Raw genomic sequence first — 6,006 nt, 5'->3', positions numbered from 1 at the left:
GGGACTGGCTCTCCCCGCACTTATTTTTAAAACCTGTCAATCATCCTTCAGAAAAATAAGTGCGGGGGTGCCTGTCCCCAATTTAGACAGGTTGAAAAGTTTTATAAGTTTCGCTGTAGTGGTAGTGGTAACTATTTAATTCATACAAAGGGAGAAGTCTATGAAAAACAGAAGTGTTGTGTTGCTGGCCCTGATCCTGGCTCTTTTCTTGTTTGCAGGTTTCGGCTGCGGCAAAAGGCCTGTGGAAACCCCTACGGATCCTGCAAAAGAGCTCACCGAAGAGGAAAGGGCCAGGCTTGAAGAAGAGCGCATCAAAGAAGAGATGCGCAGGCAGGCACTGGAGGAGCGCAGGCTCCAGGAAGAGCGCATGCAGCGGGAAAAGGATGCAGAGGTCAGACTCCAAGAGGCAGTGGATGAAATCGCCGCCAATCGTATTCATTTTGCCTTTGATTCCTACGAATTGACCGGGGATGCCCGCTCTACCCTGCAGAAGATTTCGGAGTACATGAAGAGGTTTGAAGAGTTGCGTCTGGTTGTAGAGGGACACACCGATGAAAGGGGTACGGCGGAATACAACCTGGCTCTGGGGGAAAGAAGGGCCAGGGCTGCCTACGAATTCCTGGTGCTGCTGGGGGTTTCCTCGAACCGTCTGCAGATCATCAGCTACGGTCAGGAAAGGCCGCTGGTGGACGAGTCCAACGAATCAGCCTGGGCTCAAAACCGCAGGGCAGTGTTCAAGGTCCTGGATTAAGTCTGCATCAGAGCCTTGTTCCAGCCTTTTCCCCGGGAAATCTTCAGGAAAATGCTGTTGCTCATTCAGGGGGATTAAAGAGTCCCTCCATGCGCGGCAGGTTGAGCTTGGGACAGGTGGTGGACAGGTAGCAGACCTCGCACCCGTTTTTGTAAGGATAAAATGTCAGAGTGGAGTATTTGTAGTTGAGGGTCCCCTGGTTGGAGAGTTCCAGGCCTATGCGGGCCAGAGACCTTTTCAAGATTTTGTTGGGCCTGGGTACAGGTGCGCATTGATCCCGGCCTATGCTTGGTATCAGATCCTGTAATGCGGATGTTATCATGGTCTGAGCCAGGGCCTGGAGCTTAAACCCTTTTGAGGGGGATTCCGGCCAGATTTCGTCGATGGTATTCTCTACGGCCCTGTCCATGAAGAGGGTCAGATACCCTTTTTTTTTGCCAAGGATATAGATTTTCAGGGCCGAGTTCCATTTTTCCCAGTGCTGCAGTATTTCCGCCACTTCAGCCCCCTCCAGGTCTCCGGTCTGGGCCAGAGCCATGTAGGTAGGCAGATCAAAGGATACCTGAGGTTCTATCTGCCGTGCTTCAAGTAATTTCACAGTCTACTCCCTTTGAAAGATTATTCTCCGGCAATGCATATCTGTTCAGCTCTTTGCATGTAGCACGGTGACTGGCTCTTCAGGGACCCGCCTGTCCTGGAACATGAGTCATTTTAAGCACAAAATGATGCTCAAGTGGATCCCAAAGTGCCTGTCCCCTGTTTCCTTACTGCCTCGGCCACCGGGGACAGGCACTTTTGCCGAACTCAAACCGTAAAATGGCCGGGCTCTCGGCGGCAAAAGAGCCAGTCCCCTTCGAGTTCCTCAAGTGGGTACCAAAGTGCCTGTCCCCTGTTTCCTTACTGCCTCGGCCACCGGGGACAGGCACTTTTGCCGAACTCAAACCGTAAAATGGCTGGGCTCTCGGCGGCAAAAGAGCCAGTCCCCTTCGAGTTCAAATAAAGTTTCGCTGTAGTGGTAATGCAAACCCTGCCTCCGGGTCAAGGATCATTATGCAGTATCAGTTCAACGCATTTAAGGAAGCCATGCGGCATGCAAAGTGCTGAACAGGTACATTATGCAGAGGTTTTTACCCGGGATTCCACTATTGCTTTAGTGTTTGATTAGTATTAAACAGACCTGCATCTCAGACGTTGTTATCTCCAGGAAGCAGGTACAGACATGAAACACAAGCCGTTGGGACCCAGCCAGGAACTACAGTCTTTGGACAGAAAGCTTGCCGCTCTCATTGCCAGGCGCAGCAGGCTGATAGGGGGCATATCCAGAGACAGGCAGAACAAAAACAAAAGTTTTGCAGATCCTGAGCTTGAAAAGAAGCTTTGGCAGATCTGGAAGAAAGAGTTGCAGTGGGTGAATCCCAGCCTGGTACGCCAGGCCTTTACCCTGTTGAACAGTATGGGATATTTTGAGGCTGAACAGCCTCTTGTAGATAAACCTTTCTGCCTGTATCCCTCCAGAAGGCCCCTGGACGAAGAATTCCTGGGACCCCTGGATCAGGATCTCGTTCGCGGACTGGCGTCCATGGCTGCAATATGCCCCAGGCAGTCCCTGCTGGAAGGGATCAATGTCAACGATGGCCTGCTGGAACTGGTAAAAATGGCCAATGAATGCGGGGCAGGGCTTTCGTGGAGATCCAGCACCCTTGTGGGGCAGGGGATGACCTCTGTGAACCTGGACAGGCGCAGCTTTTTCGTTGAGCACAGTGCTTTCAATTTTTATTTCTTCCTCTGTCTTGGCCTTGGTCATCCCTGCAGGGTCAAGTTTTCAGGTTCTGCCGTGCTAAAGACCATGAACCTGCGCTCCCTGCAGAACCTGCTTCCTTCTCTGGGAGCTCGTCTGAGCTCCATTGAGCCCCAGAGCTACAGTCTGCCTGCCAAGCTGGAGGCCGGGGGTGATATCCCGGAAATAATTGTGCTTCCCATGGATGTGGACCCGGAGTTTGTCAAGGCCCTGGCGCTGGCGGCAACCACCTATCCCGCTGCTTTGAGCATCAGTTATTCTCAGGATGCCCAGCCGGCTGTTGAGTCCTGTTTAAGGGTCATGTCCAGGTGCGGGTTAAAGGCCGAGACCCGCAGGAATCAGGATTTGACAGTTTATCCCGGAAGCCCCTGCCTGGAAGACATCTACGATCTACCCGTGGATCCCCTGCTCACGGGTTTTCTGCTGGCCATGGCCAAGGCCGGAAAGGGCAGGGTTTGCGTAAATGGAGCCTGGCCGAAAAACTGCAGAAAGGGAGAAAAGATCCTGCACCTGCTTGAGGCCAGCGGACTGGGTATAGAACTGGATATCAACCGTATTGTTGCCGTAGATAAGCAACCAGGCCCAAAACCGGTCTTTGATTTGACTGACTGCCCCGAGATCACCCCCCTGGTTTTTTCTTTGGCCCTTATCAGGGAAGACCCGGTCCCGGTAAAACTGCTACTGCCCCCGGCAAGCATTCACCTGGATACTGCGGTGGATCTGCTGAACCTGTTGGGGTATAATTACAGCCTGGATAAAGATGGACTGAGCATTTTAAACCGGAAAGAGGCACCGGAAAAGAGCCCGGTATGGACCAGCCCGGATCCCGTATGGACCCTGAGCTACTGCCTGCTTTCCTTCAAATTTCCAGGGGTCTGCCTGTCCAATCCCGGGAACCTGTCATCTCTCTGGCAGGGGTTCTGGAAATTATTTACCAACTTATCACCTAAAAAGATGCAGGACAATGATGAACAATCCCAGAAATCCAGAAGACGAATCCGTATCCAGGGAGATTGAACGTCTGGACACGGAAATGCAGGAAATGAAAAAGCAGCAGGAGATGTGCCTGCAGCGCAAAAAACAGCTTATGGCTGCTGAAGACCCTGCAAAAGGGGTGTTTTTCAGCGAGGAGATCCATACCATGCAGATGGACTATCTTCGCCTGGAGGTGGAAGCTGAAACCAGGCGCAGGAAAATCAACCGCCTGCGCCTGGGTTATGAATGTTAGGAGGAAAAACGTGCGTATGAATCTTACCCGGAAAATCATTGAAGAACATCTTGTATCCGGAAGCATGAAGCCAGGAGAGGAAATTCAGATAAGAATCGACCAGACCCTGACCCAGGATGCCACAGGCACCATGGCCTGTCTGCAGTGGGAGGCCATGGACCTGCCCCGGGTCAAGACCGAGCTTTCTGTGAGCTACGTGGATCACAATACTCTGCAGATGGGCTTTAGAAATGCAGATGACCACCGCTATCTGCGAACCGTGGCGGCCAGGTACGGTATGGTGTTTTCCCCGCCGGGAACCGGCATCTGTCACCAGTTGCATCTGGAGAATTTTGCCGCACCCGGCAAAACCCTTATTGGCTCAGACAGCCACACTCCCACGGCAGGTGGTCTGGGCAGCCTGGCCATGGGTGCAGGGGGGCTTTCAGTGGCCCTGTCCATGGCCGGAGAACCTTATAGTCTGTATATGCCCGAGGTGATAAAGGTGTATCTGGATGGCAGTCTTGCAGGTCATGCCGGGGCCAAAGACATTATTCTGCACATTCTGATGAAGCTTAGTGTCAAGGGCGGCACGGGCAAGGTCCTGGAATACACCGGACCCGGGGTTGCAGACCTGTCAGTACCCGAGAGGGCCACCATTGCCAATATGGGGGCTGAGCTGGGGGCCACTACTTCGCTTTTCCCGGCTGACGAAATCACCAGGAATTTCTTGAGCAGCATGCAGCGCATCAGTGATTTCCGCGAACTCGGCCCGGATCAGGATGCTGTTTACGATGAAGAACTGTACGTTGATCTCTCCATGATTGAACCCATGGCGGCCAGGCCGCACATGCCGGACCTGGGGGTACCGGTCAGGGATCTGGCAGGCACTGGTGTGGACCAGGTGGCTATCGGGTCATGCACCAATTCTTCTTATGCCGACCTCAAGATTACGGCCCGAATCCTGGAGGGACGCAAGATTTCCAGGAACACTGATCTTCTCATCTCCCCGGGGTCCAAGCAGGTGCTCAAGATGCTGGCAGAGGAGGGAATGCTGACATCCTTGCTTGACTCCGGGGCCAGGATTCTGGAATGCGCCTGCGGCCCCTGCATAGGTATGGGAGGCTCCCCTGTGTCCGGAGGAGTCAGCGCCCGGACCTTCAATCGTAATTTTGAGGGCCGCAGCGGAACCCAGGATGCAGGCGTATACCTGGTAAGCCCTGTAACCGCTGCTCATATCGCCCTGGAAGGTGCCTTTAGCTCTCCTGAAAAATGGGGCGAGCCTATGCCAAGGCCGGAATTACCCCCAAGGGTTCCTTCCATCCGGGAGCAGTTCATATTTCCCGAAGACGTGGATGCCAGGGAGATCTACCGAGGGCCAAACATTGTGCCGCTTCCGGATTTTGAGCCTCTGCCGGACAAGCTGGAGTTGCCGGTTGTAATCAAGTGCGGGGACAATATTTCAACCGACCATATACTGCCCGGCGGGGCACAGGTGACGGCTTTCAGGTCCAATATCCCCGCCATCAGCCGGTATATATTTTCGCGCCTGGACCCGGAGTTTGTCTCCCGGGCGCAGCAGGCCGGGCAGGGGCTTATCCTGGGGGGCGACAATTACGGGCAGGGCTCCAGCCGGGAACACGCTGCCCTGGCCCCCAGGTACCTGGGAATCCGTGTGGTGCTGGTCAAGTCCTTTGCCCGCATTCACCGGGCCAACCTGGTGAATTTCGGCATTCTGCCGCTTGTTTTATCTGACATCAGAGACTACCATCGTCTGGAGCAGGGGATGTTTATTAGGTTTAATTCCGCCGACCTGATCCCCGGTGCGGAATCGGCTCTGGAAGTAAAAGGTCTGGGTGAGATTTCTGTCAGAAACGATTTGACCCGGGCTGATCTGGAGATTATCAAATATGGAGGCCTGTTGAACCTGGTGCGTGAGAAGAAAAAAGAGGATGCCTGATTTCGGAAGTCTCCAGGAATAGTTATGAAAAGCTTGCAATTGCGCCTTTGTGGTTCAAATTTTCTTTTTTTTTGTGACAGGGTTTCAGGAGTAAGCCATTAACACTACAGCGACACTTTATGAAGCTGGAAGGGACTGGCTCCCCGCACTTATTATAATAATCCGGAAATCTTTCTTAGGAAAATAAGTGCCGGGTGCCTGTCCCCGGTGGCCGAAGCGATATACACAAAGTGTCGCTGTAGTGCTGACAAACAACCCATGAAAGTTAAGGGGGTTTTGATATGCTTGAT

5 protein-coding genes are annotated in these 6,006 nt (G+C 53.1%); 4 read left to right on the top strand and 1 reads right to left on the bottom strand.

Annotation, left to right across the window (positions count from 1 at the left end; genetic code table 11):
* The first annotated feature begins 160 nt into the window (after positions 1-160).
* Positions 161-751 carry a peptidoglycan-associated lipoprotein Pal gene (gene pal / locus QZP87_RS03405; protein ID WP_291321511.1) on the top strand — a complete coding sequence of 197 codons (591 nt, stop codon included), beginning with the start codon at positions 161-163 and terminating at the stop codon, positions 749-751.
* Between the two features lie 61 nt (positions 752-812).
* Here pal and QZP87_RS03400 read toward each other — a convergent pair whose 3' ends face one another.
* Positions 813-1,349 carry a hypothetical protein gene (locus tag QZP87_RS03400; RefSeq protein WP_291321510.1) on the bottom strand — a complete coding sequence of 179 codons (537 nt, stop codon included), beginning with the start codon at positions 1,347-1,349 and terminating at the stop codon, positions 813-815.
* A 621-nt stretch (positions 1,350-1,970) separates the two neighbouring features.
* Here QZP87_RS03400 and QZP87_RS03395 point away from each other — a divergent pair.
* From QZP87_RS03395 to QZP87_RS03385, 3 genes are read left to right on the top strand one after another with little or no spacing between them, the layout of a single operon-like run.
* On the top strand, positions 1,971-3,566 hold the full coding sequence (locus tag QZP87_RS03395) for a hypothetical protein (protein ID WP_291321509.1): 1,596 nt from the start codon (positions 1,971-1,973) through the stop codon (positions 3,564-3,566).
* Positions 3,517-3,777: a hypothetical protein gene (locus QZP87_RS03390; RefSeq protein ID WP_291321508.1), complete on the top strand. Its 261-nt coding sequence runs from the start codon at positions 3,517-3,519 to the stop codon at positions 3,775-3,777. The genes QZP87_RS03395 and QZP87_RS03390 overlap by 50 nt, the downstream gene beginning before the upstream one ends.
* A 10-nt stretch (positions 3,778-3,787) precedes the next feature.
* Positions 3,788-5,716, top strand: coding sequence for an aconitate hydratase (locus QZP87_RS03385; protein WP_291321507.1), 1,929 nt, complete (start codon positions 3,788-3,790; stop codon positions 5,714-5,716).
* The last annotated feature ends 290 nt before the right edge of the window (positions 5,717-6,006 follow it).

It is taken from the genome of Desulfonatronospira sp. (genome assembly GCA_003563255.1).
Classification (GTDB): domain Bacteria; phylum Desulfobacterota; class Desulfovibrionia; order Desulfovibrionales; family Desulfonatronovibrionaceae; genus Desulfonatronospira.
This window is presented reverse-complemented; position numbering and strand designations above follow the sequence as displayed.

Coding starts and splice junctions, on each gene's coding strand:
- pal (WP_291321511.1), top strand. CDS start 161: ATGAAAAACAGAAGTGTTGTGTTGCTGGCCCTGATCCTGGCTCTTTTC.
- QZP87_RS03395 (WP_291321509.1), top strand. CDS start 1,971: ATGAAACACAAGCCGTTGGGACCCAGCCAGGAACTACAGTCTTTGGAC.
- QZP87_RS03390 (WP_291321508.1), top strand. CDS start 3,517: ATGAACAATCCCAGAAATCCAGAAGACGAATCCGTATCCAGGGAGATT.